The following is a 26,915-nucleotide window of genomic DNA, read 5'->3' as shown; positions in this document are numbered from 1 at the left end:
GTGGGCGCCGCGCGGGCCGCCCTAGGCGGCAAACAGCGCCGCGTACTGATCGGCCACGAAGCCGAGCGATTTCACGCGGCCGTTGACGACGAGCACGGGGCGCTTGATGACCGACGGCTTGTGGATCATCAGCGCAACCGCGCCGGACTTCGTTTCCGCGGCCGCCTTCATGGCGTCGTCCAGGCCGCGCCACGTCGTGCCGCGCTTGTTCACGAGCGCGTCGAGCGATACGTCCTTCAGCCAGTCTTCGACCAGCGGTGCGCTGACGCCGAGCTTCTTGAAGTCGTGGAACTCGAACGCGACGCCGTGATCGTCGAGCCACACGCGGGCCTTCTTCACGGTGTCGCAGTTCGGAATGCCGTAGACGACCACGGTGCGCGGCTTCGCCATCAGTCGCCTCGCAGCAGCTCGTTCAGACCGACCTTCGCGCGGGTCTTCGCGTCGACCTTCTTCACGATCACCGCGCAGTACAGGCTGTGCGAGCCGTCCTTCGACGGCAGGTTGCCGGCGACGACGACCGAGCCGGCCGGGATGCGGCCGTAGCTGACTTCGCCCGTTTCGCGATCGTAGATCTTGGTGCTCTGGCCGAGGTACACGCCCATCGAGATCACCGAGTTCTCCTCGACGATCACGCCTTCGACGACTTCCGAGCGCGCGCCGATGAAGCAGTTGTCTTCGATGATGACCGGGTTGGCCTGCAGCGGCTCGAGCACGCCGCCGATGCCGACGCCGCCCGACAGGTGCACGTTCTTGCCGATCTGCGCGCACGAGCCGACCGTCGCCCACGTGTCGACCATCGTGCCTTCGTCGACGTACGCGCCGATGTTGGTGTACGACGGCATCAGCACGACGTTCTTCGCGATGAACGAGCCGCGGCGCGCGATGGCCGGCGGCACGACGCGGAAGCCGCCCGCGGCGAAGTCTTCGGCCGTGTAGTTCGCGAACTTCGACGGCACCTTGTCGTAGAACTGCGAGTAGCCGCCCGCCGGCATCGGTGCGTTGTCCTCCAGGCGGAACGACAGCAGCACGGCCTTCTTCAGCCACTGATGGACGGTCCAGTTGCCGTCGATCTTCTCGGCGACGCGCAGTGCACCCTTGTCGAGCTGCTCGATCGCGTGCGCGACGGCTTCGCGGACGTCGGCGGGCGCGGCCTTCGGCGACAGCTCGGCGCGGTTTTCCCAGGCGGTATCGATGATTTGCTGAAGTTGTTGCGACATGTTCGTTTTCGCAGGAGATGAATGGAATTGATCGGGATGGACGTCTTACCGCGCGAGAGCCCGGCAGAAATCGACGATGCGTTGCGCGCCCTCGACGCATTCGGGGGTGCCCGCGACGAGCGCGATCCGGATGAAATCGCGGCCCGGATTCGTGCCGTGCGCATCGCGCGCGAGGTACGAGCCGGGCAGAACCGTCACATTATAGTCGGCGTACAGGCGGCGGGCGAACTCGGTGTCCGACAGGCCGGTGCGCGCGACGTTGGCCCACAGGTAGAACGCGGCGTCGGGCAGCTTCACGTCGATCACGTCGGCCAGCATCGGCGTGACCGTGCTGAACTTCTGCAGGTACAGCGCGCGGTTCTCGCGCACGTGCGCTTCGTCGTTCCACGCGGCGATGCTCGCATGCTGCCAGACCGGCGACAGCGCGGCGCCGTGGTACGTGCGGTACAGCAGGAATTTCTTCAGCAGCGCGGCGTCGCCGGCGACGAAGCCCGAGCGCATGCCCGGCACGTTCGAGCGCTTCGACAGGCTCGACAGCATCACGAGCCGCTCGAAGCCGCGGCCGAGGCGGTGCGCGGCCTCGAGGCCGCCGAGCGGCGGCGCCGCTTCGTCGAAATAGATCTCCGAATAGCACTCGTCGGACGCGATCACGAAACCGTGGCGGTCGGACAGCGCGAACAGCTCGCGCCAGTCGTCGAGCGTCAGCACGGCGCCCGTCGGGTTGCCCGGCGAGCACACGTACAGCAGCTGGGTGCGCGCCCACACTTCAGCGGGCACGGCCGCGTAGTCGCACGCGAAGTTGCGCGTCGGGTCGCTGTTCGCGAAATAGGGTTCGGCACCGGCCAGCAGCGCCGCGCCTTCGTAAATTTGATAGAACGGATTCGGACAGAGTACGATCGCCTTCTTGCCATCCGCGCGCGGGCGCGCGTCGATCACCGTCTGCGCGAGCGAGAACAGCGCCTCGCGCGACCCCGACACCGGCAGCACCTGCGTGGCCGGGTCGATTGCCGGCAGCCCGTAGCGGCGTTCGAGCCAGTGTGCGATCGACGTGCGCAGCGCGTCCGAGCCGGCCGTGGCCGGGTACGACGCGAGACCGTCGAGCGCGGCCACCACGGTGTCGCGGATCAGCGCCGGCGTCGGGTGCTTGGGCTCGCCGATGCCGAAGCTGATCGGTTTCAGGTCGCCGGAAGGCGTCACGTCCTTGAACAGGGCGCGCAGCTTTTCGAAGGGATAGGGCTGGAGCGAGTCGAGTCGAGGGTTCACGGGCGAAGCGGCCATCGCGGCCGGTTGGAGCGAAAGGGCGAAAGGGGCGGCGCGGGTGCCGCACGGCTGCGAGCGGGCGCCGACGGCGCGCGGCTCGCAACGGATGATTATAACGTGACGCAATGCGGTCGCGGCCCGCCGGAACGGCGGCCGGGCCGCTCGAATAAAGGGTAGCGAATCAAATGAATAACGCGGTACGCGGCAGCCTGCCGACGCTGGCCATCCTGATCGGCGCGTCGGTATGGGGCCTGATCTGGTATCCGCTGCGGATTCTCGCGTCGCTCGGGCTCACCGGCACGCTGGCGAGCGCGCTGACGAGCGCGGTCGCGTTCCTGTTCGTGGTCGTCGTGCGGCACCGCACGATCGCCACGCTGCGCTGGCACTGGGTGCTGCCGGGCATCGCGATCACGGCGGGCGTGACCAACCTCGGTTTCGTGTGGGGCACGATCCACGGCGAAGTGCTGCGCGTGATGCTGCTGTTCTACCTGACCCCGGCATGGACCGCGATCTACGCGCATTTCCTGCTGCGCGAGCGGCTGACCTGGGCCGGCGCGGCGCTCGCGGCGCTGTCGATCGGCGGCGCGATGCTGATGCTGTGGTCGCCGCAGCTCGGCGTGCCGCTGCCGGCCAACCCGGCCGAATGGGCGGGGCTCGCGGCCGGCCTGAGTTTCGCGATGAGCAACGTGCTCGTGATCAAGGCGAGCCGCGAGCTGCCGGAGATGCGCGCCGAGATGCGCACGGCGACGCTGTTCGGCGGCGCGGCGGTGTTCGGCGCGGTCGCGTCGCTGTTCGAGGGGCTGCCGGCCGCGCCGGCGGGAAGCCAGCTCGGCGTCGCGGCAGCGATCATCGCCGCGATCGGCGTGACGATGGCCGCCAACAACCTGCTCGTGCAATACGGGCTCGCGCGCGTGCCGGCGAACCGCGCGTCGATCATCATGCTGTTCGAGATCGTGATCACCGCGCTGTCGGCGTGGGTGTTCGCGAGCGAACTGCCGAGCGCGCGAGAGTGGGCGGGCGGCGCGTGCATCGTGCTGGCGACGCTGCTGTCGAGCCGGGTCCATCGTGCCGCGCCGGCATCGGGCAAACCCGGCGACGGGCGGGACGGCGCACGCGCGATGGTATGATGGAAGCCGTTTGCGGGGCCCAACGCTTGAGATGCGCGCGGCCCCGCTTTTGAATTCCGGGGCGCATCGCGCGCACGGGCCGTCCGGCCCCGCGCGTCGCGGCCCCGTCCGTTTCACCTCTTCTTCACATCCGATACCGCCGTGCGTCTGAGCTCGATCAAACTCGCTGGCTTCAAATCCTTTGTCGATCCCACGCATTTCCAGGTTCCGGGCCAGCTTGTCGGCGTGGTGGGCCCGAACGGGTGCGGCAAGTCCAACATCATCGATGCCGTGCGCTGGGTGCTCGGCGAGTCGCGCGCGTCCGAGCTGCGCGGCGAGTCGATGCAGGACGTGATCTTCAACGGCTCGACCGCCCGCAAGCCCGGCAGCCGGGCCAGCGTCGAACTGATCTTCGACAACTCCGACGGCCGCGCGGCCGGGCAGTGGGGCCAGTACGGCGAGATTGCCGTGAAGCGCGTGCTGACGCGCGACGGCACGTCGAGCTACTACATCAACAACCTGCCGGCGCGCCGCCGCGACATCCAGGACATCTTCCTCGGCACGGGCCTCGGGCCCCGCGCGTACGCGATCATCGGGCAGGGCATGATCGCGCGGATCATCGAGGCGAAGCCGGAAGAGCTGCGCGTGTTCCTCGAGGAAGCCGCGGGCGTGTCGAAGTACAAGGAGCGCCGCCGCGAGACCGAGAACCGCCTGCACGACACGCGCGAGAACCTGACGCGCGTCGAGGACATCGTCCGCGAGCTCGGCGCGAACCTCGAGAAGCTCGAGGCGCAGGCCGTCGTCGCGACCAAGTACAAGGAACTCGTCGCCGACGGCGAGGAGAAGCAGCGCCTGTTGTGGCTGCTGCGCAAGAACGAGGCCGCCGGCGAGCAGCAGAAGCAGCAGCGCGCGATCGAACAGGCGCAGATCGACCTCGAGGCGCAGACGGCGAAACTGCGCGAGGTCGAATCGCAGCTCGAGACGCTGCGGGTCGCGCATTACTCGGCGAGCGACGCGATGCAGGGCGCGCAGGGCGCGCTCTACGAGGCCAACGCCGAAGTGAGCCGCCTCGAGGCCGAGATCAAGTTCATCGTCGAATCGCGCAACCGCGTGCAGGCGCAGATCGCCGCGCTGAACGCGCAGCGCGAGCAATGGCGCGCGCAGGCCGAGAAGGCGCAGGACGAGCTCGAGGAAGCCGAGGAAGCGCGCGCGATGGCCGACGAGAAGGCCGCGCTCGCCGAAGACAACGCGGCCGCGAAACACGACGCGCTGCCGGCGCTCGAGGCGAAATGGCGCGATGCGCAGGCGCAGCTCAACGACGAGCGCGCGCGGATCGCGCAGACCGAACAGTCGCTGAAGCTCGAGGCCGCGCACCAGCGCAATGCCGACCAGCAGCTCCAGCAGCTTCAACAGCGCCACGAGCGCCTGAAGTCCGAGGCGGGCGGGCTCGACGCGCCCGACGAAGCGCAGCTCGAGGAACTGCGCATGCAGCTCGCCGAGCAGGAAGAAATCCTCGCCGAAGCCCAGGCGCGCCTCGCCGATGCGCAGGAAACGGTACCGCGTCTCGACGGCGAGCGCCGCGCGGCCCAGGAGCGCGTGCAGGCCGAAAGCGCGCAGATCCACCAGCTCGAGGCGCGGCTCGCCGCGCTCAAGCAGCTGCAGGAGAACGTGCAGACCGAAGGCAAGATCCAGCCGTGGCTCGACAAGCACGAGCTCGGCGCGCTGCCGCGTCTCTGGAAGAAGCTGCACGTCGAGGCCGGCTGGGAAGCGGCGCTCGAGGCCGTGCTGCGCGAGCGGCTGGCCGCGCTCGAAGTGTCGAATCTCGACTGGGTGAAGGCGTTCGCGACCGATGCGCCGCCCGCGAAGCTCGCGTTCTACGCGCCGCCCGTGGCCGGCGAGCCGCCGGCCGCCGCGGCCGGGCTGCGCCCGGTGCTGTCGCTCGTGCGCATCGACGATGCAGGCATCCGCGCGGTGCTGAACGACTGGCTCGGCAACGTGTACGTCGCCGACGACGTCGCGCAGGCACTCGCGACGCGCGCGCAACTGCCGGCCGGCGGCGCGTTCGTCGTGAAGGCCGGCCACATCGTCACGCGTGTCGGCGTGCAGCTGTACGCGGCCGATTCGGAGCAGGCCGGGATGCTGGCCCGCCAGCAGGAGATCGAAAACCTGACGCGCCAGGTGCGCGCGCAGGCGCTGCTGGCCGACGAGGCCCGCACGGCGGCGGTGCGCGCGGAAGCCGCGCACACGCAGGCCACGCAGGCGCTCGGCGACGTGCGCGCGCAGGCCGAACGCGCGACCCAGCGCGTGCATGCATTGCAGATGGACGTGCTGAAGCTCGCCCAGGCGCATGAACGCTACACGCAGCGCAGCACGCAGATCCGCGAGGAACTCGAGGAGATCGGCGCGCAGATCGACGAGCAGCGCGCACTGCGCGCGGAATCGGAAGCGAACTTCGAGCGCTTCGACGGCGAACTCGCGGAACTGCAGGCGCGCTTCGAGGACAACCAGCTCGCGTTCGAGGCGCTCGACGAATCGCTGACGCAGGCGCGCCAGGAAGCGCGCGACCTCGAGCGCGGCGCGAACGACGCGCGCTTCGCCGCGCGCAACGCGGTCACGCGGATCGACGAACTGAAGCGCAGCATCCAGGTCGCGCACGAGCAGAGCGAGCGCGTCGCCGCGTCGCTGGAAGACGCGCGCGCCGAACTCGAAACGATCAACGAGCAGACCGCGCACACGGGCCTGCAGGACGCGCTCGAAATTCGCGCGGTGAAGGAAGAGGCGCTGCAGGCCGCGCGGATCGAACTCGACGACCTGACTGCGAAGCTGCGCGCGTCGGACGAGCAGCGTCTCGTCGCCGAGCGTTCGCTGCAGCCGCTGCGCGACCGCATCACCGAGCTGCAGCTGAAGGAGCAGGCCGCGCGCCTGTCCGTCGAGCAGTTTGCCGAGCAGCTCGCGGCGGCCGAGGTCGACGAGGAAGCGCTGCGCGAGAAGCTGACGCCGGACCTGAAACCGTCGTACCTGCAGGGCGAGGTCACGCGCCTGAACAACGCGATCAACGCGCTGGGTCCGGTCAACATGGCCGCGCTCGACGAGCTGAAGGCCGCGAGCGAGCGCAAGGTGTTCCTCGATGCGCAGTCGGCCGACCTGACCGACGCGATCACGACGCTCGAGGATGCGATCCACAAGATCGACCAGGAAACCCGCACGCTGCTGCAGGGTACCTTCGACGAGGTCAACCGTCACTTCAGCGACCTGTTCCCGCGCCTGTTCGGCGGCGGCCAGGCGAAGCTGATCATGACGGGCGACGAAATCCTCGATGCAGGCGTGCAGGTAATGGCGCAGCCGCCGGGCAAGAAGAACGCGACCATCCACCTGCTGTCGGGCGGCGAAAAGGCGCTGACCGCCACCGCACTGGTGTTCGCGATGTTCCAGTTGAACCCGGCGCCGTTCTGTCTGCTCGACGAGGTCGACGCGCCGCTCGACGACGCGAACACCGAGCGTTTCGCGAATCTCGTGCGCGCGATGTCCGACAAGACGCAGTTCCTCTTCATCTCGCACAACAAGATCGCGATGGAGATGGCGCAGCAACTGATCGGCGTGACGATGCAGGAGCAGGGCGTGTCGCGGATCGTCGCGGTGGACATGGAAACCGCCGCGGGTTTTGCCCAGAATTGACGTTTGAAGAAACCGGACCGCGTTCGCGCGGCGCATGGGCGCCCGTTCGCGGTTCCGACGAACAAGAATTGCTGATGGAGCGTGCATGGACGAGTTGACACTCGGTTTGATCGGCGCGGGCGCCGTCGTGGTGGGCGGCGTCGTGGTCTACAACGCGTGGCAGGGCGCGAAGGTGCGGCGCAGGATGCCGCGCCCGATGCCGGAAGAGGCGGTCGAGGCGATGAATCGCCCCGAGCGCGACGAAGAGCTGCCGTTCATCGAGCCGGTGCGCCAGCCCGCACGCCGCGAGCCCGCGGCGCCGGCACCGGCCGCCGCCGCCGCGAGCGCGCCGGTCGAAGCCGCGCGCGTCGAGCCGACCTTCGGCGGCGTGGCGCCTGCCGACACGCCGGCCGACCTGCAGGCCGAAGCCACCGGGGGCGACGCGCCGTCGGGGTCGACCGAGTCGGCCGAGCAGGCCGTCGACGATGCAGCCGCCGCCGCGCAGGAAGCGCCGGCCGCCGCCGCATCGCACGAACCGGCCGAACCCGTGCTGCCGGCCGCCACGACGATTTCGTCGGCGCCGCCCGCGATCGTCGACCGCCGGATCGACTGCATCGTGCCGATTCGCCTCGGCGCGCCGCTGCCGGGCGACAAGATCCTGCCGGCCGCGCAGCGGCTGCGCCGCGCGGGCAGCAAGCCCGTGCATATCGAAGGCAAGCCGGAAGGCGGCCAATGGGAGCTGCTGCAGAACGGCGTGCGCTATGAAGAGTTGCGCGCGGCCGCGCAGCTCGCGAACCGCAGCGGCGCGCTGAACGAGCTCGAATTCTCCGAGTTCGTGACGGGCGTCCAGCAGTTCGCCGACACGATCGACGGCGCACCGGAATTCCCCGACATGATGGAGACGGTCGCGATGGCGCGCGAGCTCGACGGCTTTGCCGCGCAGTGCGACGCACAGTTGTCGATCAACGTGATGTCGGACGGCGCGCCGTGGTCGGCGAACTACGTGCAGGCCGTCGCGTCCCAGGACGGGTTGCTGCTGTCGCGCGACGGCACGCGGTTCGTGAAGCTCGACGCGAAGCAGAACCCCGTGTTCATGCTGCAGTTCGGCGACACGAACTTCCTGCGCGACGACCTGACCTACAAGGGCGGCAACATGATCACGCTGGTGCTCGACGTGCCGGTCGCCGAAGAGGACATCCTGCCGTTCCGGCTGATGTGCGATTACGCGAAGTCGCTGTCCGAGCGGATCGGCGCGCGGGTCGTCGACGATTCGCGCCGGCCGCTGCCGGAATCGACGCTCGTCGCGATCGACCAGCAACTGATGAAGCTGTACGCGAAGCTCGAGGAAGCGGGCATCCCGGCCGGTTCGCCGGTCACGCGCCGTCTCTTCAGCCAGTAACGCGTTGCACGGGCGGCGGCCTGACGTGCCGTCGCCCGTCGGTCGCTGCTGCTGCAGTGCACACACCCCGCCTGGGTGTGCTGCAGCGGGCCTGCGCGGCACGCATCGCGCGCCCCCGTCGCGGCGTCAAACTGAGATAATCGGACATCCGATTTTTCAGAACGAATCTGCCGCCAGCATGGCCCGAACCCAAGCCGAACCGCCAGCCAGCCAGCCCGACGCGCGTGCCGCGTGGCTGCGCGACCAACTCGAGCGGGCGAATTACGCCTATTACGTGCTCGACCAGCCGGACCTGCCCGACGCCGAATACGATCGGCTGTTCGGCGAGCTGCAGCAACTCGAAACCGATCATCCCGAACTCGTGACGCCCGATTCGCCGACGCAGCGCGTCGGAGGCGAAGTGGCGGGCGGTTTCACGCCGGTCGTCCACGACGCGCCGATGCTGTCGCTGAACAACGGTTTCGCCGACGAGGACATCGTCGCATTCGACAAGCGCGTCGCCGATGCGCTCGACAAGACGACTGATCTCGCCGGCTCGGTGACGGACCCGGTCGAATACGCGTGCGAGCTGAAGTTCGACGGGCTTGCGATCTCGCTGCGCTACGAGCAGGGCATGTTCGTGCAGGCGTCGACGCGCGGCGACGGCACGACCGGCGAGGACGTGACCGAGAACGTCCGCACGATCCGCTCGATCCCGCTGAAGCTGAAGGGCAAGCACGTGCCGGCCGTGCTCGACGTGCGCGGCGAGGTGCTGATGTTCAAGCGTGATTTCGCACGCCTGAACGAACGCCAGCGCGCGGCCGAGCAGCGCGAATTCGCGAACCCGCGCAATGCGGCGGCCGGCAGCCTGCGCCAGCTCGACCCGAAGATCACCGCGCAGCGTCCGCTGTCGTTCTTCGCGTACGGGGTCGGCAGGCTCGACGGGATGCCGATGCCGGACACGCACAGCGCGCTGCTCGACTGGTACGAGACGCTCGGCCTGCCGGTGAACCGCGAACGCGCGGTCGTGCAGGGCGCCGACGGCCTGCTCGGCTTCTTCCGCAAGGTCGGCGAGAAGCGCGAGTCGCTGCCGTACGACATCGACGGCGTCGTCTACAAGGTGAACCGGCGCGACGAGCAGGACCGCCTCGGCTTCGTGTCGCGCGCGCCGCGCTTCGCGCTCGCGCACAAGTTCCCGGCGCAGGAAGCGCTGACGAAGCTCGTCGCGATCGACGTGCAGGTCGGCCGCACGGGCGCGATCACGCCGGTCGCGCGGCTCGAACCCGTGTTCGTCGGCGGCGCGACGGTGACCAACGCGACGCTGCACAACGAGGACGAAGTGCGCCGCAAGGACATCCGGATCGGCGATACCGTGATCGTGCGGCGTGCGGGCGATGTGATCCCCGAGGTCGTCGGTGCGTTGCTCGAGCGCCGGCCGGATGACGCGGCCGAGTTCGTGATGCCGACCGAGTGCCCGGTGTGCGGCTCGAAGATCGAGCGCCTGCCGGACGAGGCGATCGCGCGCTGCACGGGCGGGCTGTTCTGTCCGGCGCAGCGCAAGCAGGCGCTGTGGCACTTCGCGCAGCGCCGCGCGCTCGACATCGACGGGCTCGGCGAGAAGATCATCGATCAGCTCGTCGAACTGAATCTCGTGCGCACGCCGGCCGACCTGTTCAATCTCGGTTTCGCGACGCTCGCTGAACTCGACCGGTTCGCCGAGAAGTCCGCGCAGAATCTGCTCGACTCGCTGGAGAAGGCGAAGCACACGACGCTCGCGCGCTTCATCTACGGGCTCGGGATCCGCCATGTCGGCGAATCGACCGCGAAGGATCTCGCGAAGCATTTCGGGTCGCTGACCCCGATCATGGACGCGTCGATCGAGGAACTGCTCGAAGTGAACGACGTCGGGCCGATCGTGGCCGAGTCGATTCACCAGTTCTTCGCGGAAGAGCACAACCGCACGGTGATCGAGCAATTGCGCGCGCCCGGCAAGGTCACGTGGCCCGAAGGCCCGCCCGCGCCGAAGGCGCCGCAGGGCGTGCTCGCCGGCAAGACGGTCGTGCTGACGGGCACGCTGCCGAACCTCACGCGCGACGCGGCGAAGGAGATGCTCGAAGCGGCCGGCGCGAAAGTCGCGGGCTCGGTATCGAAGAAGACGGATTATGTGGTCGCGGGCGCCGACGCCGGCAGCAAGCTCGCGAAGGCCGAGGAACTCGGCATCCCCGTGCTGGACGAAGACGGACTGCACCAACTCCTGGAGGGCAACACGCCATGATTCGCGAGATCCTGAAGATGGGCGATCCGCGCCTGCTCGAAGTCGCCAAGCCGGTCGAGCGGTTCGACACCCCCGAGCTGCACGAGATCGTCGCGGACATGTTCGAGACGATGCATCACGCGAACGGCGCGGGGCTTGCCGCGCCGCAGATCGGCGTCGGGCTGCAGATCATCATCTTCGGCTTCGGCAGCAACAACCGTTATCCGGACGCACCGCCGGTGCCCGAGACCGTGCTGATCAACCCGAAGCTCGAGTACATGCCGCCGGACATGGAAGAGGGCTGGGAAGGCTGCCTGTCGGTGCCGGGCATGCGCGGCGTCGTCAGCCGCTACGCGAAGGTGCGTTACAGCGGCTTCGACCAGTTCGGCGCGAAGCTCGACCGTGTCGCGGAAGGCTTCCATGCGCGGGTCGTCCAGCACGAATACGATCACCTGATCGGCAAGCTGTATCCGATGCGGATCACCGACTTCACGCGCTTCGGCTTCACCGAGGTGCTGTTCCCGGGGCTCGATCCGGCAGCCGACGACTGACCTTGATGCGGCTGCGCGCGCCGTGTTGCGCGTGGTTTCGTACCGGACACGAAAAAGCCCGCTTGCGCGGGCTTGTTTCATGGTGCGGCACGCAGCGCGTGCCCGCTGTCAGAACGACTCGTCGGCCGACAGGTAGCGCCATTGCCCCTGCGGCAGCGCGCCGAGCATCACGCGGCCCATCCGCACGCGCTTCAGGCCGATCACTTCGAGACCGACCAGTTCGCACATGCGGCGGATCTGGCGCTTCTTGCCTTCACGCAGCACGAAACGCAGCTGTTCGCCATTCTGCCAACTCACCATCGCCGGCTTCAGCGGGACGCCGTCGAGTTCGAGGCCGTGGCGCAGCTTCGCGAGCGATTCCGCGGGGAAGTGCTGGTCGATGTCGATCAGCCGTTCGCCGAAGCGCACGCGCACCAGATACTCCTTGTCGATGTCCGACTGCTCGCCGATCAGCTGCTTCGCGATCACGCCATTCTGCGTCAGTACGAGCAGGCCGGTGGAGTCGATGTCGAGCCGGCCGGCCGGCGCGAGCGCGTGCAGGTGCTGCGGCGAGAAGCGCAGCGGCGAGCGGTCGCCGCTCCACTGGTTGGCGCGCGTGATCAGCACCGATGCCGGCTCATAGCCGTCTTCCGCCTGACCCGACACATAGCCGACCGGCTTGTGCAGCAGGATCGTCACCTGCGCGGCCTGCGCGGCGCTCGCGCGCTCGTCGATCTCGATCTTCTGGTCCGGGCGGACCTTGGTGCCGAGCGTGTCGATGCGTTCGCCGTCGACGAGCACCCAGCCCTTTTCGATCCATTCGTCGGCTTCGCGGCGCGAGCACAGGCCGAGTTCGGACATGCGCTTCGACAGGCGCATCAGGCCGGTTTCGTCGCCGTGGTCGACGTCGGCCGCCGCGCGCTTGACCGGTTGCGCGGTCTTGACCGCACCGAACGAGCGGCGTTCGCCGTCGCGTGCGGGGCGCGTCGGGCGTTCGCCGAAGCTGCGCTTCGCGCCTTCGCCGGATGCCTTGTCGCGATAGGACGGGCGTTTGCCTTCATCGGCGCCTGCGCGGCGCGGGCGGGCGTCGTCATCACGACGCGGCGGGCGATCGGACGACGTGCGACGGTCGCCGAAGCTGCGTTTTGCGCCTTCGCTGGATGCGTTGTCGCGATAGGGCGCACGTGCGCCGCCTTCGCCACCCGCGCGACGCGGACGTGCATCGTCATCACGGCGCGGCGGACGATCCGACGACGTGCGACGGTCGCCGAAACTGCGCTTTGCGCCTTCGGCGGATGCGTTGTCGCGATAGGGCGCACGCGGGCCGCCTTCGCCACCCGCGCGACGCGGACGTGCATCGTCGTCACGACGGGGCGGACGATCGGACGACGTGCGACGGTCGCCGAAACTGCGCTTTGCGCCTTCGCCGGATGCGTTGTCGCGATACGGCGCGCGCGTGCCGCGTTCGGCACCGCCCTCACGCGGCGCACGCTTGGCCGGTGCGCGATCCGCGCCCGGGCGCTCGGCGCCTGCCGCGCCGCGCGGCTTGAACGAGCGTTCGCCGGCGGCGGCCGGCGCGGCCTTCTTCGGGCGCGCCGGCTTGTCGCCTGCGGGTAGCGCGGCGGGGCGCACCGCCTTGCGGGCGACGAGGCTGCCGGAGCGGACAGGGGCGCGGGTCGGCGACGCCGGCTTCGGATTCTTGACGGTTAATTTGGTGCGCATAAACGCTGGGATTCATTCAGACTGCGATCGCGCGCAGCAATTCGGTTTCGAGCTGGATCTGCAGGCGGTTGTCGGACAGGCCGGCACCGTCGAGCAGGAAGATGTCCTCGACGCGTTCGCCGAGCGTATTGATCCGCGCCGCGTGGACGCCGACCTGATGCTCGGCCAGGACGCGCGCGATCGAATAGAGAAGGCCCGGCCGGTCGTTGGCGGACACGGACAGGATGTAGTACTGGCCGCGCTCGTCGGCCCGGAGGTCGACGCGCGGCGTGATCGGAAACGTCCGCGACAACCGCGACAGGCGGCCCTTGGACGGCTCCGGCAGCGACGCGGTTTCGGCCAGGCGCGCCGCGAGTTGCTGTTCGACGAGATTCGCGATGTCGCGGTAGCGCACGTCGCGTTCGGTCTGCGTGACGATGAAGTTGTCGAGCGCATAGCCGTGCCGCGTCGTGCTGACACGTGCATCGAGCACCGACAGCCCGTTGCGGTCGAAGTACGCGCAGATGCCCGCGAACAGGTCGGGGCGATCCTTCACGTACACGAGCACCTGCAGCGCGTCGCCGATCGGCGACGGCCGCGCGCGCACGATCGCGGTTTCGGCGTTCACGTGCCGGTACAGCACGCGCGTCTGCCATGCGATGTCGGCCGCGTCGTGACGCAGGAAGAAGCCGACGTCGAGCTGGTCCCACAGCGCGCGGTGCGCGTCGTCGGGCACGGTCTCTAGGCGCAGCAGCGCGAGCGCCTGCTCCTGCCGCGACTTCAGTTCCGAATGCGCGTCGGGGTTCGCTCCGCCGAGCACCGCGAGCGTGATGCGGTACAGGTCCTCGAGCAGCTTGCCCTTCCAAGTGTTCCACACCTTCGGGCTCGTGCCGCGGATATCGGCGACGGTCAGCAGGTAGAGTGCGGTGAGGTAGCGCTCGTTGCCGACGACTTCGGCGAAGCGCTTGATGACTTCCGGGTCGCTCGTGTCCTGCTTCTGCGCGACCTGGCTCATCGTCAGGTGATGCTGGACGAGCCACACGATCAGCGACGCGTCGTCGCCGGTGATCCCGTGCTCGCGGCAGAAGCGCCGCGCGTCGGCCATCCCGAGCGTCGAGTGGTCGCCGCCGCGGCCTTTCGCGATGTCGTGGAACAGCGCCGCGACGTACAGCACCCATGGGCGCTCGAAGTTGCCGATCAGCTGGCTGCAGAACGGGTACTCGTGCGCATGCTCGGCCACCGCGAAGCGGCGGATGTTGCGCAACACCATCAGGATGTGCTGGTCGACCGTGTACACGTGGTACAGGTCGTGCTGCATCTGGCCGACGATGCGGCGGAAATTCAGCAGGTAGCGGCCGAGCACGCTCGTCTGGTTCATCAGCCGGAACGCATGCGTGATGCCTTCGGGCTGCTGCAGGATCTGCATGAACGTGCGGCGGTTCTGCGGATCGCGCCGCCACGTGTGGTTCATGATCTCGCGCGAGTTGTAGAGCGCGCGCAGCGTGCGGGCGGACAGGCCCTTCACGCCGCGGGTCGCCTCGTACAGCAGGAACGCCTCGAGGATCGCGTCGGGATGGCGTTCGAACACGCCGTTGTCGACGATCTCGAGCATGCCCTGCTTCTCGACGAAGCGATCGGGCGACAGCACGCGCGTGATGCCGCTCGTCGCGGGGAACAGCTGCGCCTCGATGTTCTGGATCAGGATCGTCGCCAGCTGCGTGACCGCTTTCGCGGCCCAGTAGTAGCGGCGCATCAGCTGCTCGCTCGCGCGTTTGGCCTGCGTCGGCCGGTAGCCGAAGCTCTCGGCGGCCTGCGTCTGCAGGTCGAACACGAGCATGTCCTGGCGGCGTCCGGCGATCACGTGCAGGCGCGCGCGCAGCGTCTTCAGGAATCCTTCGTTGCGGCGCAGCTCGCGCGCCTCGCGATCGGTGATGAGGCCGCGCGTGTCGAGCTCGCGCCAGCTGCTGCCGAAGCCGGCCGCGCGCGCGATCCACAGGATTGTCTGCAGGTCGCGCAGCCCGCCGGGGCTCTCCTTCACGTTCGGCTCGAGGCTGTACGGCGTGTCCTGGAACTTCGCGTGGCGCTGACGCATCTCGAGCACCTTCGCGGTGAAGAAGGCGCGCGCGTCGAGCGCCTCGTGATACCGCACGGTGAAGCGCTCGAACAGCGCGGTGCTGCCGACGATGCGGCGCGCTTCGAGCAGCGAGGTCTGCACGGTGACGTCCTGCGACGCCTCCTCGATGCATTGCTCGACCGTGCGCACGCTGCTGCCGATCTCGAGGCCGAGATCCCACGCCATCCCGATGAAGCGCTCGATCCGCGCGTCGAGCGCCGGGTCGTGCGCATCGGGCAGCAGCACCAGGATGTCGACGTCGGAGTGGGGCGCGAGCTCGCCGCGCCCGTAGCCGCCGACGGCGACGAGCGCGAGCGTCGCGGGCAGCCCGCAGTCGTCCCACACGCGCTTGAGCGCATCGTCGGTGAGTCTCGACAGCGCGTGCATCAGCGACGTGACGTTCGTCGCGCTGCGAAAGCGCTCGAGCAGGTCGGCCTTGGCGGCCTTGAATTCGGCGCGCCGCGACAGCGCTGCGGGCGAGGGGGCGGCGTGAGCGCTCATGGGCGGCCGTTCAGGTCAGCAGGTGAGGGGTGGGCGGGGCGGGCGCGACGGCGCTCAGACCGCGGCGGCCGGTTGCGCGAACACCGGGCGTGCCGGCGTGCCGGCGGACACGGTCAGCACCTCGTAGCCGGTTTCGGTGACGAGCACCGTGTGCTCCCATTGCGCGGACAGGCTACGATCGCGCGTCTTGACCGTCCACTGGTCGGGCATCGTGCGGATGTCGCGCTTGCCGGCGTTGATCATCGGCTCGATCGTGAAGATCATCCCGGCCTTCAGTTCGATGCCGGTGCCCGGGCGCCCGTAGTGGACGACCTGCGGATCCTCGTGGAACACCGTGCCGATGCCGTGGCCGCAGTATTCGCGCACGACGCTGTAGCCCTGCGCTTCGGCGTGCTTCTGGATCGCGTAGCCGATGTCGCCAAGGTGCGCGCCGGGCTTGACCTGGTCGATGCCGAGCCACATGCACTCGTAGGTGGTCTGCACGAGGCGCTTCGCGAGGATCGAGCCTTCGCCGACGATGAACATCCGGCTGGTGTCGCCGAAGTAGCCGTTCTTGATCACGGTGATGTCGATGTTCAGCGCGTCGCCGTTCTTGATCACCTTCTCGCCGGGAATGCCGTGGCAGATCACGTCGTTGACCGAGATGCAGGTGGCCTTCGGGTACGGCGGATAGCCGGGCGGCTGGTAATTCAGCGGCGCGGGGATCGTGCCCTGCTCGTTGAGCATGAATTCGTGACAGAGCCGGTCGAGTTCGGCGGTCGTGATGCCCGCGACGACGTGCGGCGTGATGAAGTCGAGCACTTCGCTCGCGAGACGGCAGGCGACGCGCATCTCGGCGATGTCGTGTTCGTTTTTGAGCGTAATAGCCATCGAGGTATGCCTGGAATGCGGTGAATTGACGGATTATCGCACCTTATGGCGGGCCTCGCAGCCCCTGCCGGCGGTGCCGGTGCGGGTTTTCGCGGATTGTCCGGCCGGCTGCCCCGCGGCAGGCGAAAGTGGCGGGCGACTTGAGAGCCGACAAATCGGCGTGCTATACTCTTTGGCTAAGTCGACATCCAAATGCCGAACATGCCCCGATGTGGGGTGGTATCGCGACGGCATCAGGATGAAAGGCTTGCGGCACGGGCAGTTTCGCACGTGCCGAATCGCAAGCCGGCGCAACCAGGGTGCCGGCCGCGCGGAACGCGCGGCGGTACGGCAGCCGGCTTAAGACCCAACCCTCGTGGAGAATTTACATGGCAGTCACGATGCGCCAAATGCTGGAAGCGGGTGTCCACTTCGGTCACCAGACGCGCTTCTGGAACCCGAAGATGGCCCCGTTCATTTTCGGTCACCGCAACAAGATTCACATCATCAACCTCGAAAAGACGCTGCCGATGTTCACGGACGCACAGAAGTACGTGCGCCAGCTGGCAGCGAACCGCGGCACGATCCTGTTCGTCGGCACGAAGCGCCAGTCGCGTGACACGATCGCCCAGGAAGCGCAACGTGCGGGCATGCCGTACGTCAACGCACGCTGGCTCGGCGGCATGATGACCAACTTCAAGACGCTGAAGGTATCGATCAAGCGCCTGAAGGACATGGAAGCGGCAGTCGAGGCGGGCGAGCTCGAGAAGATGAGCAAGAAGGAAGCGCTGCTGTTCGAACGCGAAATCGCCAAGCTGCAGAAGTCGATCGGCGGCGTGAAGGACATGGGCGGCATTCCGGACGCAATCTTCGTCGTCGACGTCGGCTACCACAAGATCGCCGTCACGGAAGCGAACAAGCTGGGCGTGCCGGTCATCGCCGTGGTCGACACGAACCACTCGCCGGAAGGTGTGGACTACGTGATCCCGGGCAACGACGACTCGAGCAAGGCAGTCGCGCTGTACGCTGAAGGCGTGGCCGACGCGATCCTGGAAGGCCGTGCGAACGCGGTCAACGAAGTGGTCCAGGCAGCGCGTGGCGACGACGAGTACGTCGAGGAAAACGCGTAACTGGCCCCGAGCCGGCGCAAAAAGGGGGCTCTCAACAGGCCCCCTTTTTTTAAGCTTGTGCGCCGGACCTGATCGCGCCGAATCGGCGCGGGTCCGGAAACGATTTTCGGCCGTTCGCGTCCAAGCGGGCGGCGTTGTGAATACAGACTCAAGGAGCGAATGATGGCGGCAATTACCGCAAGCATGGTGGCAGAACTGCGCGCAAAGACCGACGCACCGATGATGGAGTGCAAGAAGGCGCTGACGGAAGCCGACGGCGACCTGGCCAAGGCTGAAGAGCTGCTGCGCGTCAAGCTCGGCAACAAGGCGAGCAAGGCGGCATCGCGCGTGACGGCAGAAGGCGTCGTCGCATCGTTCGTCGGCGGCAACGCAGGCGCGCTGGTCGAGCTGAACTGCGAAACCGACTTCGTCGCGAAGAACGACGACTTCCTCGCATTCTCGAAGACGGTTGCAGAACTCGTCGCGACGCAAAACCCGGCCGACGTGGCAGCGCTGTCGGCACTGCCGCTCGACGGTTCGACGGTCGACGCAGTCCGCCTGGCCCTGATCGGCAAGATCGGCGAGAACGTCTCGATCCGCCGTTTCGTCCGTTTCGAAACCGCGAACAAGATCGCAACGTACCTGCACGGCGCGCGTATCGGCGTGATCGTCGAGTACACGGGTGCGGAAGAGCAGGTCGGCAAGGACGTCGCGATGCACATCGCCGCGATGAAGCCGGTCGCCCTGTCGTCGGCCGACGTGCCGGCGGAACTGATCGAGACGGAACGCCGCGTCGCCGAGCAGAAGGCTGCCGAATCGGGCAAGCCGGCTGAAATCGTCGCGAAGATGGTCGACGGCAGCGTCCAGAAGTACCTGAAGGAAGTGTCGCTGCTGAACCAGACGTTCGTGAAGAACGACAAGCAGACGATCGAGCAGATGCTGAAGGCAGCGAACGCGACCGTGCAGAAGTTCGCGCTGTTCGTCGTCGGCGAAGGCATCGAGAAGCGCCAGGACGACTTCGCCGCCGAAGTGGCCGCGCAAGTCGCAGCAGCAAAGCAGCAGTAAGCAGTCAGGCAGTATCCGCGGCGGGCGTCCGCTCCGCCGCGGCCGGCGGCGCCGCCGGCCGGCCGGGAAACCCGGTCCGGTCGCCGGCGCTTGCCCGAATCAGTATTTCGCCCCTACAGTTCGTGGTTGTCATCCTCTCGTCGCTCGGAAGCCCCTATGTCCAATGCCTATAAACGCGTCCTCCTCAAACTCTCCGGCGAAGCGCTGATGGGCGACGATGCCTTCGGCATCAATCGCGCGACGATCGAACGGATGGTGGCGGATATCGCCGAAGTCGTGGGTCTCGGTACGCAACTCGCGGTCGTGATCGGCGGCGGTAACATTTTCCGCGGTGTCGCGGGCGGTGCGGCCGGCATGGACCGCGCGACGGCCGACTACATGGGGATGCTGGCGACGATGATGAACGCGCTGGCGCTGCAGGACGCGATGCGCCACGCCGGCATCGTCGCGCGCGTGCAGTCCGCGCTGCGCATGGATCAGGTCGTCGAGCCGTACATCCGGCCGCGCGCGATCCGCCAGCTCGAGGAGGGCAAGGTCGTGATCTTCGCGGCCGGCACGGGCAACCCGTTCTTCACGACGGACACGGCCGCCGCGCTGCGCGGTTCGGAAGTGGGCGCCGAGGTCGTTTTGAAGGCGACCAAGGTCGATGGCGTATATTCTGCCGATCCGAAGAAGGATCCGTCGGCCACGCGCTACACGACGATCAGCTTCGACGAGGCGATCAGCCGCAATCTGCAGGTGATGGACGCGACGGCCTTCGCGCTGTGCCGCGACCAGAAGCTGCCGATCCGCGTGTTTTCGATCAACAAGCCGGGCGCGCTCAAGCGCATCGTGCTGGGCGAGGACGAAGGTACGCTCGTCCACGTGTAAACTCCCGCGGATGCGGGCAAGCGGCGCGGGTCGCCGGCCGTGGTGCGTGGCGCACCGGGCGCGGCCCGCGTTCATTGAAGGTTGGAAGGTTCGGAGGTTGAAATGAGTGTCGCTGATGTCAAGAAGGGCGTAGAGCAGAAGATGCAGCGCTCGATCGAAGCGTTCAAGAACGATCTGGCGAAGATCCGTACGGGCCGTGCGCATACCGGTCTGCTCGATCACGTGCAGGTCGACTACTACGGTTCGATGGTGCCGATCTCGCAGGTTGCGAACCTGACGCTCGTCGACGCACGCACGATCGGCGTGCAGCCGTGGGAAAAGAACATGGTCGCGAAGGTCGAGAAGGCCATCCGCGAAGCCGATCTGGGCCTGAACCCGGCCACGGCCGGCGACCTGATCCGCGTGCCGATGCCCGCGCTGACGGAAGAGCGCCGCCGCGAGCTGACCAAGGTGGTCAAGAGCGAAGGCGAAACGGCCAAGGTCGCGATCCGCAACCTGCGCCGCGACGCGAACGAAGCGCTCAAGAAGCTCGTGAAGGACAAGGAAATCTCGGAAGACGACGAGCGCCGTGCGAGCGACGACGTGCAGAAGCTGACCGACAAGCACGTCGCCGAAGTCGACAAGCTCGTGCAGAGCAAGGAAGCCGAGATCATGACGGTCTGACGACCGTCCTCGCGCGCCGCCTTCTTCCCGCAACTGTCTCAACGGCCATGACCTATACCAGCTCTACCGTTCGCGTGCCTGACGTCGGCGCCGTGCCGCGTCATATCGCGATCATCATGGACGGCAACGGCCGTTGGGCGACCGAACGCCGCTTGCCGCGCGTCGCGGGGCACACCCGCGGCGTCGACGCCGTGCGGTCGGTGGTCGAAGGCTGCGCGCGCGCCGGCGTCGAATACCTGACGCTGTTCGCGTTCAGTTCGGAGAACTGGCGCCGGCCGAACGACGAAGTGTCGTTCCTGATGCGGCTGTTCATCACCGCGCTCGAGCGCGAGATCGGCAAGCTGCATGCGAACGGGATCCGCCTGCGCGTCGTGGGCGATCTCGAGCGTTTCGAGCCGCGCATCCGCGAACTGATCCGCCGCGCCGAAACCAAGACGGCGCGCAACACCCGCCTGACCCTGACGATCGCCGCGAACTACGGCGGCCGCTGGGACATCCTGCAGGCGACGAAGAAACTCGTCGAGCAGGCCGTGCGCGAGGGCCGCGAGGTCGAGGTGACCGAAGACGCGTTCGCGCCGCACCTGGCGATGGCCTATGCGCCGGAGCCCGATCTCTTCATCCGCACCGGCGGCGAGCAGCGCGTCAGCAATTTCCTGCTGTGGCAGCTCGCGTACGCCGAATTCTATTTCACCGACAAATACTGGCCGGATTTCGACGGCGCGGCGCTGGCCGACGCGATCGCGTCGTATACCGAGCGCGAGCGCCGTTTCGGGCGCACCAGCGCGCAGCTCGAACCGCAATCGCAGAACGCCGATTCCCTTTCATGCTGAAGACCCGTGTGATCACGGCGGTCGTGATGCTGGCCGTGTTGCTGCCGGTGACGCTGTTCGCGCCGCTCGCGGCCTTCGGCGCGCTGATCGGCGTCGTGCTCGTGTTCGCCGCGTGGGAATGGGCGCGCCTGCTGAAGCTCGGCGCGGCCGGTTCGGTCGTTTATGCGATCGTCGCCGCGCTGGCGCTCGCGGCGACCGCGCCGCTCGGCGTCGAGGCCGCTTCGTCCCGTCCCCTTTTCATGGCGGCCGGCGTGTTCTGGCTGCTGGTCGGCCCGTTCTCGCTGCGGCGCAAGCCGGAACTCGCGGGCGGCGTGTGGCGGCCGTTCCTGCTCGCGGCCGGGCTCGTGGTGTTCGCGGCCTGCTGGCACGCGGTCGTCGCGGCGCGTGCGCAGGGCGTTCCGTTCGTGCTCTCGCTGCTGCTGGTCGTGTGGCTGGCCGATATTGGTGCATATTTCGCGGGCAAGGCCTTCGGAAAGCGTAAACTGGCCGTTACGATCAGTCCCGGGAAGAGCTGGGAAGGCGCGATCGGCGGCTGGCTCGCCGTGATGGTCGTCGCGGGAGCCGCGATGGCCGCGCACTGGTTCGAGCCGACCCTGTTTTCCGCATTCGCGACGCGCTACGGGATGCCCGGCGCGTGGGCCGCGCTGACGCTGCTGGTCGCGTACAGCGTGATCGGCGACCTGTTCGAGTCGCTGCTCAAGCGTCAGGCGGGCGTGAAGGATTCGAGCGGTCTGCTGCCCGGTCACGGCGGCGTGCTCGACCGCGTCGACGCGCTGCTGCCGGTGCTGCCGCTCGCAATGCTGCTGCTTGGTTAAACCACTATTTCTGTTATGCAAAAACGTCTGACACTGCTCGGTTCCACGGGCTCGATCGGAGACAGCACGCTCGACGTGGTCGCCCGCCATCCCGAGCGTTTCTCGGTCTATGCGTTGACCGCGCACCGCAATGGCGACAAGCTCGTCGAGCAGTGCCTGCGCTTCGCACCCGAAGTCGCGGTGGTCGGCGATGCGAACACGGCAGCGCACGTCGAGGCGAAGCTGCGCGCGGCGGGCAACAAGACCACGGTGCTGTACGGGCCGCAGGCGCTCGTCGACGTGTCGAACAGCGACGGCTGCGACACGGTCGTCGCGGCGATCGTCGGCGCGGCCGGCCTCGCGCCGAGCCTGGCGGCCGCGCGCGCCGGCAAGCGCATCCTGCTCGCGAACAAGGAATCGCTCGTGATGTCGGGCGCGATCTTCATGGACGCCGTGCGCGACCATGGCGCGATCCTGCTGCCGGTCGACAGCGAACACAACGCGATCTTCCAGTGCATGCCGCGCGACGCGAACGAGCACGGCGGGATCTCGAAGATCATCCTGACCGCGTCGGGCGGCCCGTTCCGCACGCGCGAGCCGGCCACGCTCGTCGACGTGACGCCGGACGAGGCCTGCAAGCATCCGAACTGGGTGATGGGCCGCAAGATTTCCGTCGATTCCGCGACGATGATGAACAAGGGCCTCGAAGTGATCGAGGCGCACTGGATCTTCGGCCTGCCGGGCGACCGGATCGACGTGCTGATCCACCCGCAGAGCGTGATCCATTCGCTCGTGTCGTACCGCGACGGCTCGGTGCTCGCGCAGCTCGGCAACCCCGACATGCGTACGCCGATCGCGCACGCGCTGGCGTTCCCGGAGCGCGTCGACGCCGGTGTCGAGCAGCTCGACCTCGCGCAGATCGCCCAGCTGTCGTTCGAGAAGCCCGACTACACGCGCTTCCCGTGCCTCGCGCTCGCGCTGAAGGCGCTCGAGGAGGGCGGCATCGCGAGCGCCGCGTTGAACGCGGCGAACGAAATCGCGGTCGAAGCGTTTCTCGAGCGCCGGATCGGCTTCATGGCGATCGCGGCGACGGTCGACGCGGTGCTCAACGCACTGCCGAACCGCAACCCGAACGGGCTCGACGACGTCCTTGCGGCGGATGCCGAGGCACGCCGCCTCGCTGCCGAGATCATTGCGAAAGCGCCTGCGCCACGCGTGGAGCGCACTGTCTGAATGAGGTGCTCATGAACGTGCTGGTCGAACTGATCGCGTTTGCGGTGGCGATCGGGGTGCTGGTCGTCGTGCATGAGTACGGACATTATCGCGTCGCGCGCTGGTGCGGCGTGAAGGTGCTGCGTTTCTCGATCGGCTTCGGCCAGCCCGTCGCGCGCTGGGTCAGCCGCAAGACGGGCACCGAATGGACGCTCTCCGCGCTGCCGCTCGGCGGCTACGTGAAGATGCTCGACGAGCGCGAGCCGGGGGCGGGCGTCAAACCCGAGGAGCTCGGCCAGGCGTTCAATCGGCAATCGGTGTTCAAGCGCATCGCGATCGTCGCCGCCGGCCCGATCGCGAACTTCCTGTTGGCAATCGTCCTGTTTTCCGCCGTATTCGCAACCGGCGTGACCGAGCCGGCCGCGGTGCTCGCGCCGCCGGCCGCCGGCACGGCGGCCGCCCGCGCGGGCTTCGACGGCAGCGAGACGATCGTATCGATCCGCGACGTGCGCGTAGGCGACGCGCAGGGCGGCGACGCCGTGCCGGTGCGCTCGTGGTCGGACCTGCGCTGGAAGCTGCTGGCGGCCGCGTTCGATCATCGCGAGGTCGTGCTCGGCGCGCGCGACGGCGGCGCGGCGACGTTCGACTTCCGCGTCGACCTGCGCAATGTTCCCGAAAGCGCGCTCGACGACGATTTCATGCTGCACCTGGGCTTCGAGACCGGCGGCGGCGCGCTGTCGGTGGCGTCGGTGCAGCCCGGCAGCGCGGCCGAGCAGGCGGGCCTGAAGGCCGGCGACAAGCTGCTCGCGCTCGACGGCAAGCCCATCGGCGGCGCCACGCGCTTCATCGACGCGGTGAAGCACCATGCGGGCCAGGCGGTCGAACTGCAGATCGAGCGCGGCGGTGCCTCCCGGACGGTGTCGATCGTGCCGCAGGCGCAGCGCGACGACGAAACGGGGCAGCAGGTCGGCCGCATCGGCGCGGCGCTGTCGATGCACACGCCGTCGGTCGACGTCCGCTACGGGCCGATCGAGAGTCTGCGCCTCGGCGCGCACCGCACGTGGGACATCGCCGTTTACTCGCTGAGGATGTTCGGGCGGATGATCACGGGCGATGCTTCGCTGAAGAACCTGTCCGGCCCGGTGACGATTGCGGACTACGCGGGCAAGAGCGCGCGGCTCGGTCCGTCGGCCTTCCTGTCGTTCCTCGCCCTTGTCAGCATTAGCCTCGGGGTGCTGAACTTGCTGCCGATTCCCGTTTTGGACGGGGGGCATCTGTTATATTATCTGGTTGAAGCCGCGACCGGGAAAGCCGTATCGGAGCGCTGGCAGCTGATTCTGCAAAGAGCCGGGTTGATCTGCATCGTCGCGTTGTCGGCGATCGCGCTGTTCAACGACCTGGCTCGGTTAATCCATTTCTGAAGCGTCAGGCGGCGGCCAGTCGGCCGCCGCCTGATTTGATGCAGCTAAATATTGGGGATGCACGTTGTTCAAACCTCATCGCTTTGTACCTAAGACAGTTGCAGCGGCCGCGCTCGCCGCGCACGGCCTCGCGGCGCATGCAGCGGCACCGTTCGTGGTGCAAGACATCAAGATCGAGGGGTTGCAGCGCGTCGAAGCCGGTTCGGTGTTCGCCTACCTGCCGATCAAGCAGGGCGATACCTTCACCGACGACAAGGCATCCGAAGCAATCCGCGCGCTGTACGCGACGGGCTTCTTCAACGACGTGCGTATCGCCACCCAGGGCAACGTCGTGATCGTGCAGGTGCAGGAGCGTCCGGCCATCGCGTCGATCGACTTCACCGGCACGAAGGAATTCGACAAGGACAACCTGACGAAGGCGCTGCGCGCGGTGGGTCTGGCCGACGGCCGCTACTACGACAAGGCGCTCGTCGACAAGGCGGAGCAGGAGCTCAAGCGTCAGTACCTGACGCGCGGCTTCTATGCGGCCGAGGTCAAGACGACGATCACGCCGGTCGACGCGAACCGCGTGTCGATCCTGTTCGCGGTCGCCGAAGGCCCGAGCGCGAAGATCCGCCAGATCAACTTCATCGGCAACAAGGCGTTCAGCACCAGCACGCTGCGCGACGAAATGCAGCTGTCGACGCCGAACTGGTTCTCCTGGTACACGAAGAACGACCTGTACTCGAAGGAAAAGCTCACGGGCGACCTCGAGGCCGTGCGCTCGTACTACCTGAACCGCGGCTACCTCGAGTTCAACATCGAATCGACGCAGGTGTCGATCTCGCCCGACAAGAAGGACATGTACCTGACGGTCACGCTGCACGAAGGCGAGCCGTACACGGTGTCGGGCATCAAGCTGTCGGGCAACCTGCTCGATCGCGAAGCCGAACTGAACAAGCTGATCAAGATCAAGCCGGGCGATCGCTTCTCGGCCGAAAAGCTGCAGCAAACGACGAAGTCGATCGTCGACAAGCTCGGTGAATACGGCTACGCATTCGCGACCGTCAACGCGCAGCCGGACATCGACCAGGCGAACCACAAGGTGAACCTGAACCTCGTCGTCGATCCGAGCCGCCGCGTGTACGTGCGCCGCATCAACGTGGTCGGCAACACGCGCACGCGCGACGAAGTCGTGCGCCGCGAAATGCGCCAGCTCGAAAGCTCGTGGTTCGATTCGAACCGCCTCGCGCTGTCGAAGGACCGCGTGAACCGTCTCGGCTATTTCACCAACGTCGACGTGACGACGGTGCCGGTCGAAGGCACGAACGACCAGGTCGACGTGAACGTGAAGGTCGACGAAAAGCCGACCGGCGCGATCACGCTGGGCGCGGGCTTCTCGTCGACGGACAAGGTGGTGCTGTCGGCCGGCGTGTCGCAGGACAACGTGTTCGGCTCGGGCACGAGCCTGTCGGTGAACGTCAACACCGCGAAGAGCTACCGCACGCTGACCGTCACGCAGGTCGACCCGTACTTCACGGTCGACGGCATCAAGCGGATCACCGACGTCTACTACCGCACGTACCAGCCGCTTTACTACTCGACGAGCTCGAGCTTCCGGATCATCAGCGCGGGCGGCAACCTGAAGTTCGGCATTCCGTTCTCGGAAGTCGACACCGTCTACTTCGGCGCGGGCTTCGAGCAGAACCGTCTCGATACTGACGACAACACACCGGCGAGCTACAAGGCGTATGTCAACGAGTTCGGCCGCGTGTCGAACACGGTGCCGCTGACCGTCGCATGGTCGCGCGACGCGCGTGACAGCGCGCTGATCCCGAGCCGCGGCTACTTCACGCAGGCGAACGTCGAATACGGCGTGCCGGTCGGCAAGATCCAGTACTACAAGGCCGACCTGCAGGCGCAGTACTACTATTCGTTCTCGCGCGGCTTCATCCTGGGCCTGAACCTGCAAGGCGGCTACGGTAACGGCATCGGCAACCCGTACCCGATCTTCAAGAACTACTACGCGGGCGGTATCGGCTCCGTGCGTGGCTACGAGCCGAGCTCGCTGGGCCCGCGCGACACGAAGACGAACGACCCGATCGGCGGTTCGAAGATGGTGGTCGGCAACATCGAGCTGACGTTCCCGCTGCCGGGCACCGGCTACGACCGCACGCTGCGCGTGTTCACGTTCCTCGACGGCGGTAACGTGTGGGGCAACGCGCCGGGCGGCACGAGTACCGGCGCGAACGGCCTGCGTTACGGCTACGGTGTGGGTCTCGCGTGGATCTCGCCGATCGGCCCGCTGAAGCTGAGCCTCGGCTTCCCGCTGCAGAAGCACGAAGGCGACCAGTACCAGAAATTCCAGTTCCAGATCGGGACGGCGTTCTGATCGAACGCATGACAACA

At 67.5% G+C, this 26,915-nt stretch carries 20 protein-coding genes; 14 read left to right on the top strand and 6 right to left on the bottom strand.

The genetic code is table 11. From position 1 onward, the window contains the following. Positions 1-21: 21 nt before the first annotated feature. Genes DIE02_RS01200 through dapC form a run of 3 tightly spaced genes read right to left on the bottom strand, consistent with a single transcriptional unit; the run spans position 22 to position 2,495 of the window. Entirely contained in the window at positions 22-390 is a 369-nt protein-coding gene (locus DIE02_RS01200; RefSeq protein ID WP_124486181.1) for an ArsC family reductase, read from the bottom strand. Beyond that, positions 390-1,217 carry a 2,3,4,5-tetrahydropyridine-2,6-dicarboxylate N-succinyltransferase gene (gene dapD / locus DIE02_RS01195; protein WP_006478479.1) on the bottom strand — a complete coding sequence of 276 codons (828 nt, stop codon included), beginning with the start codon at positions 1,215-1,217 and terminating at the stop codon, positions 390-392. The genes DIE02_RS01200 and dapD overlap by 1 nt, the downstream gene beginning before the upstream one ends. Positions 1,218-1,262: 45 nt before the next feature. Next, positions 1,263-2,495 (bottom strand): succinyldiaminopimelate transaminase, encoded by a 1,233-nt coding sequence (gene dapC, locus DIE02_RS01190; protein WP_124486182.1) that lies wholly within the window; start codon positions 2,493-2,495, stop codon positions 1,263-1,265. A gap of 167 nt (positions 2,496-2,662) precedes the next feature. Between dapC and DIE02_RS01185 the strand changes: the two genes are divergently transcribed. The 5 genes from DIE02_RS01185 to def all read left to right on the top strand — a co-directional run bounded on the left by DIE02_RS01185 (position 2,663) and on the right by def (position 11,420). After that, positions 2,663-3,604, top strand: a complete 942-nt coding sequence (locus DIE02_RS01185) for a DMT family transporter (RefSeq protein ID WP_124519996.1) — start codon at positions 2,663-2,665, stop codon at positions 3,602-3,604. A 141-nt stretch (positions 3,605-3,745) separates the two neighbouring features. Then, complete coding sequence (gene smc / locus DIE02_RS01180; protein ID WP_044847936.1) at positions 3,746-7,258, top strand: chromosome segregation protein SMC; 3,513 nt, start codon at positions 3,746-3,748, stop codon at positions 7,256-7,258. 85 nt (positions 7,259-7,343) lie between these two features. Next, on the top strand, positions 7,344-8,636 hold the full coding sequence (locus DIE02_RS01175; RefSeq protein ID WP_124486184.1) for a cell division protein ZipA C-terminal FtsZ-binding domain-containing protein: 1,293 nt from the start codon (positions 7,344-7,346) through the stop codon (positions 8,634-8,636). A gap of 178 nt (positions 8,637-8,814) precedes the next feature. Continuing rightward, a complete protein-coding gene (ligA, locus tag DIE02_RS01170) occupies positions 8,815-10,890 on the top strand; it encodes an NAD-dependent DNA ligase LigA (RefSeq protein ID WP_124486185.1) in 2,076 nt (691 codons plus the stop codon). Beyond that, positions 10,887-11,420 carry a peptide deformylase gene (gene def / locus DIE02_RS01165; RefSeq protein ID WP_044847933.1) on the top strand — a complete coding sequence of 178 codons (534 nt, stop codon included), beginning with the start codon at positions 10,887-10,889 and terminating at the stop codon, positions 11,418-11,420. Before ligA ends, def begins: the two co-directional genes overlap by 4 nt. 108 nt (positions 11,421-11,528) lie before the next feature. Here the strand turns inward: def and DIE02_RS01160 are convergent, their stop codons facing one another. The 3 genes from DIE02_RS01160 to map are packed head-to-tail and all read right to left on the bottom strand — an operon-like array spanning position 11,529 to position 16,584. Beyond that, a complete protein-coding gene (locus DIE02_RS01160) occupies positions 11,529-13,121 on the bottom strand; it encodes a pseudouridine synthase (RefSeq protein ID WP_124528466.1) in 1,593 nt (530 codons plus the stop codon). Between the two features lie 16 nt (positions 13,122-13,137). Beyond that, on the bottom strand, positions 13,138-15,714 hold the full coding sequence (locus DIE02_RS01155; RefSeq protein ID WP_124528464.1) for a [protein-PII] uridylyltransferase: 2,577 nt from the start codon (positions 15,712-15,714) through the stop codon (positions 13,138-13,140). A gap of 54 nt (positions 15,715-15,768) precedes the next feature. Then, positions 15,769-16,584: a type I methionyl aminopeptidase gene (map, locus tag DIE02_RS01150; protein WP_021159103.1), complete on the bottom strand. Its 816-nt coding sequence runs from the start codon at positions 16,582-16,584 to the stop codon at positions 15,769-15,771. Between the two features lie 368 nt (positions 16,585-16,952). Between map and rpsB the strand changes: the two genes are divergently transcribed. The 9 genes from rpsB to bamA all read left to right on the top strand — a co-directional run bounded on the left by rpsB (position 16,953) and on the right by bamA (position 26,898). Further along, the gene (gene rpsB, locus DIE02_RS01140; protein ID WP_006483818.1) at positions 16,953-17,693 is read left to right on the top strand and encodes a 30S ribosomal protein S2; all 741 of its coding nucleotides are present in this window, start codon (positions 16,953-16,955) and stop codon (positions 17,691-17,693) included. 162 nt (positions 17,694-17,855) lie between these two features. After that, a complete protein-coding gene (gene tsf / locus DIE02_RS01135; protein ID WP_044843775.1) occupies positions 17,856-18,737 on the top strand; it encodes a translation elongation factor Ts in 882 nt (293 codons plus the stop codon). A 156-nt stretch (positions 18,738-18,893) separates the two neighbouring features. After that, positions 18,894-19,607, top strand: a complete 714-nt coding sequence (gene pyrH, locus DIE02_RS01130) for a UMP kinase (RefSeq protein WP_011885142.1) — start codon at positions 18,894-18,896, stop codon at positions 19,605-19,607. Positions 19,608-19,709: 102 nt separating this feature from the next. After that, positions 19,710-20,270, top strand: coding sequence for a ribosome recycling factor (gene frr, locus DIE02_RS01125; RefSeq protein WP_006752152.1), 561 nt, complete (start codon positions 19,710-19,712; stop codon positions 20,268-20,270). Between the two features lie 47 nt (positions 20,271-20,317). Then, entirely contained in the window at positions 20,318-21,100 is a 783-nt protein-coding gene (uppS, locus tag DIE02_RS01120) for a polyprenyl diphosphate synthase (RefSeq protein WP_044843774.1), read from the top strand. Continuing rightward, a complete protein-coding gene (locus DIE02_RS01115) occupies positions 21,094-21,915 on the top strand; it encodes a phosphatidate cytidylyltransferase (RefSeq protein WP_124486187.1) in 822 nt (273 codons plus the stop codon). Before uppS ends, DIE02_RS01115 begins: the two co-directional genes overlap by 7 nt. A 15-nt stretch (positions 21,916-21,930) precedes the next feature. Then, positions 21,931-23,127, top strand: coding sequence for a 1-deoxy-D-xylulose-5-phosphate reductoisomerase (locus tag DIE02_RS01110; RefSeq protein WP_044843772.1), 1,197 nt, complete (start codon positions 21,931-21,933; stop codon positions 23,125-23,127). 11 nt (positions 23,128-23,138) lie between these two features. Continuing rightward, a complete protein-coding gene (rseP, locus tag DIE02_RS01105) occupies positions 23,139-24,527 on the top strand; it encodes an RIP metalloprotease RseP (RefSeq protein WP_124486188.1) in 1,389 nt (462 codons plus the stop codon). A gap of 64 nt (positions 24,528-24,591) precedes the next feature. Then, positions 24,592-26,898, top strand: a complete 2,307-nt coding sequence (bamA, locus tag DIE02_RS01100; protein ID WP_059450017.1) for an outer membrane protein assembly factor BamA — start codon at positions 24,592-24,594, stop codon at positions 26,896-26,898. Positions 26,899-26,915: the final 17 nt, after the last annotated feature.

Origin of the sequence: Burkholderia sp. Bp8991, assembly GCF_003853795.1 — a bacterium.
Classification (GTDB): Bacteria; Pseudomonadota; Gammaproteobacteria; order Burkholderiales; family Burkholderiaceae; genus Burkholderia.
Note: the sequence above shows the minus strand (reverse complement) of the source record. Positions and strands in the feature narration are given on the sequence as shown.